Source organism: Nocardioides sp. (assembly GCF_035703625.1).
In the GTDB taxonomy this organism is placed as follows: Bacteria; Actinomycetota; Actinomycetes; order Propionibacteriales; family Nocardioidaceae; genus Nocardioides.
On record NZ_DASSXS010000032.1, the window covers coordinates 1 to 3,010 of the forward strand.

General features: G+C 69.9%; 4 protein-coding genes. 2 read left to right on the top strand and 2 right to left on the bottom strand.

From position 1 onward, the window contains the following. A partial coding sequence (locus tag VFN12_RS01360; RefSeq protein WP_325116748.1) for a DEAD/DEAH box helicase family protein occupies positions 1-383 on the bottom strand: 383 nt, incomplete at its 3' end. A 330-nt stretch (positions 384-713) separates the two neighbouring features. Here VFN12_RS01360 and VFN12_RS01365 point away from each other — a divergent pair. Together VFN12_RS01365 and VFN12_RS01370 are read left to right on the top strand one after the other, a co-directional pair. Next, positions 714-1,976, top strand: coding sequence for a phospholipase D-like domain-containing protein (locus tag VFN12_RS01365; RefSeq protein WP_325116749.1), 1,263 nt, complete (start codon positions 714-716; stop codon positions 1,974-1,976). Between the two features lie 73 nt (positions 1,977-2,049). Then, positions 2,050-2,805 carry a class I SAM-dependent methyltransferase gene (locus VFN12_RS01370; RefSeq protein WP_325116750.1) on the top strand — a complete coding sequence of 252 codons (756 nt, stop codon included), beginning with the start codon at positions 2,050-2,052 and terminating at the stop codon, positions 2,803-2,805. A gap of 13 nt (positions 2,806-2,818) precedes the next feature. On the opposite strand, the gene VFN12_RS01375 is transcribed toward VFN12_RS01370, so the two are convergent. After that, positions 2,819-3,010 (bottom strand): SCP2 sterol-binding domain-containing protein (locus tag VFN12_RS01375; RefSeq protein ID WP_325116751.1); only part of this gene is annotated, 192 nt, incomplete at its 5' end.

Sequence of the window (3,010 nt, forward strand, 5' to 3'; positions counted from 1 at the left end):
ACCTCCTCGTTGATCGAGGAGTCCTTCTCGATGTAGGTGTCGGTCTGGGGGACGTAGGCCTCGGGCTGGTAGTAGTCGTAGTAGGAGACGAAGTACTCGACCGCGTTGTCGGGGAAGAGCTGGCGCAGCTCGTTGGCGAACTGGGCGGCGAGGGTCTTGTTGGGCTGCATCACCAGCACCGGACGCTGGACCTGCTCGGCCACCCAGGCCACGGTCGCGGTCTTGCCGGTGCCGGTCGCGCCGAGCAGGACGACGTCCTTGACCCCGCCCTCGATCCGGTCGCGGATCTCGGCGATCGCCGCCGGCTGGTCGCCGGCCGGCTGGTAGTCGGAGACCACCTTGAAGGGCGCCACCCGGCGCTCCAGATCGGTCACTGGTCGCATGTGCACGAGCCTACGACGCGGCGCCGACAACGGGTGCCCGCGCAGTTCAGGACTGGGGTGGTGGCCCAGCTGGGCCACGGAGAAACCACCCGCAATGACCACCTAGCCAACTCACCGTCCGGTGGTTGTACAAGGCAGATCGAAGATCCACGCAAGGCGGCGTCGCCGGCCTCAGCGCTTCCTCGAGGCCAGCACGACGTTCCCGACCGGGAACCAGGTCCGATTTTCGGGGGACCTGGTTCCCGGGACGGGATCCGCCCGGGAAGAGCGTTGTGCAGGGCAGCCGGTTCCGTCGGGTGCGCCGCGCCGGCCGCCGCTAGATTGGGCGGCGTGAGCGCGCGCACCAGGACGGGTACCGAACGGTTGTTGCGCGCCCTGCGGCGGACCCTGCTGGCCATCTTCGGCGCCCAGCTCGTGCTGGCGATCGGGATGTCGCTGGTCGACTCCTACCGCCGGCGGGGCAAGAAGGCCAAGGCGTTCCCCATCACGCCTCCGCGCACCGTCGAGATCGGTGAAGGCACGATCACGACGTACACCTACGGCCGCGACCTCTACGAGGACATGCTCGCCGCCATCGAGGGCGCGCAGCGGCAGGTGCTCCTCGAGACCTACATCTGGAAGGGCGACGAGATCGGCGAGCGGTTCAAGCGCGCGCTGGCCGCCGCCGCCGACCGCGGGGTCGAGGTCTACTGCGTCTACGACGGCTTCGCCAACATCGTGGTCAGCCCGCGGTTCAAGAGGTTCCCGGCCACGATGAAGGTGCTGCGCTACCCCGCCTACCCGGCCGGGTGGCGGTTCTTCGACCTGCGTCGCTACGGCCGCAACCACCGCAAGATCCTCGTCGTCGACGACGAGGTGGGCTTCGTCGGCGGCTACAACATCGGGACGCCCTACGCGACCGAGTGGCGCGACACGCACGTCCGGATCACCGGGCCGGGGGTGTGGGACCTGAAGCGGGCGTTCGCCGACTTCTGGAACCTGCACCGGCGCCGGCGGCTCCGCGAGAGCGAACGGCCGCTCCTGATGGAGACACCCTCGACCTGGGAGCCGCGGATCCGGCTGCATCGCAACGTCCCGCGGCTGTGGATGTTCCCGATCCGGTCGATGTACCTCGAGGCGATCCTCCGGGCGAGCCGCAACGTGTGGATCACCCAGGCCTACTTCATCCCCGACCAGGACTTCGTCGACGCCCTCAAGGAGGCGGCGCGGCGCGGGGTCGACGTACGCATCCTGGTGCCGCTGAAGTCCAACCACATCGTGGCCGACTGGCTCTCCCGTGGCTACTACTCCCAGCTCCTCGACGCGGGGGTGCGGATCCTCCGCTACCGCGACGCGATGGTGCACGCCAAGACCTCCACCGTGGACGGCGCCTGGGCCACCGTCGGCACGGCCAACATCGACCGGCTCAGCCTGACCGGCAACTACGAGGTCAACGTCGAGGTCATCGACGAGGCGCTGGCCAAGGCGCTCGAGGAGATCTACCGCGTCGACGAGTCCAACTGCCTGGAGCTGACCAGCGCCGAGTGGGAGGCCCGCGACCTGCACCGGAAGTTCACCGAGTTCGTGCTCGCCCCGCTCCGGCCCCTGCTCTGACGCACCCGTCCCGGTGCCGGTCTAGCCCAGATGGGCCATTGCCCCGGCAGCGAGGCCGAGGTCAGGATCGGGAATGGCGATTCTCGGGGGTACTCGCATCAGGCACCAGGTGCGGGCGGTCCCCTCACCACCCGGTGCCGTGGCCGGCTTCGCGCGGTGGGTGGCCGACCAGTGCCCGCGGGATGCACGGGTGCTGAACATCGGTGCCGGCTGCAACCTCTCCGGCGCCATGACCCCGGTACGCCGGCGGGCCGGCGTGCTCGTGGGCGTCGACCCGGACTCCGCCATCGCCCACAACACCACCCTGGACGAGCGTCACTGCCAGACGCTGGAGGAGTACGCCGCCACCGGGCCGGAGCCGTTCGACCTCGCCTTCTCGGTGTTCGTGCTCGAGCACGTGCACGACCCGGCGGCCTTCACCCGGGCCAGCGCGCGCGTCCTGCGCCCCGGTGGGGTGCTGATGGGCATGACCGTGAACATGTGGCACTACTTCGGCCTGGCCACCTGGGCCGCCACCCGCGCCGGCGTGGCCGACCGCCTGCTCCCCCACCTGCGTCCGCGGGACCAGGTCGAGCACTACCACTTCGCCACCGAGTACCGCCTCAACACGATCCGGGCCATGCTGCGCCACCTGGAGCACGCCGGCTTCGACGCGGTCGAGTTCCGGTGCTGGGACCTTCCGTCCATGTACGAGCCGTACCTGCCCGTGCCCGTCCGCGGCGTCGCCGGCCTCTACAACAAGGCGGTCTACCGGTTCGGGTCGCCCCACCTGATGGGGCACATCACCTTCCGCGCCACGAAGGGGCCCGGGGCATCGTCCGACGGCTGAGCGCCGGCGGGACTCAACGAGCCTGCGGGATGTCGATCACCGAGCTCAGCTGGAGCGCCTTCGCCCGGTCCCCCTTCACCTTCAGCTGCCCGCGCAGCACGCCGGCGATCGGGCTGAGGTGACCGGTTGCCAGCCGGAGGAAGTCGTGGCCCTCGCAGGTGACCGTCGCGTCCCGCTCACCGCCCTCGTCGCCGGCCGTCACGGT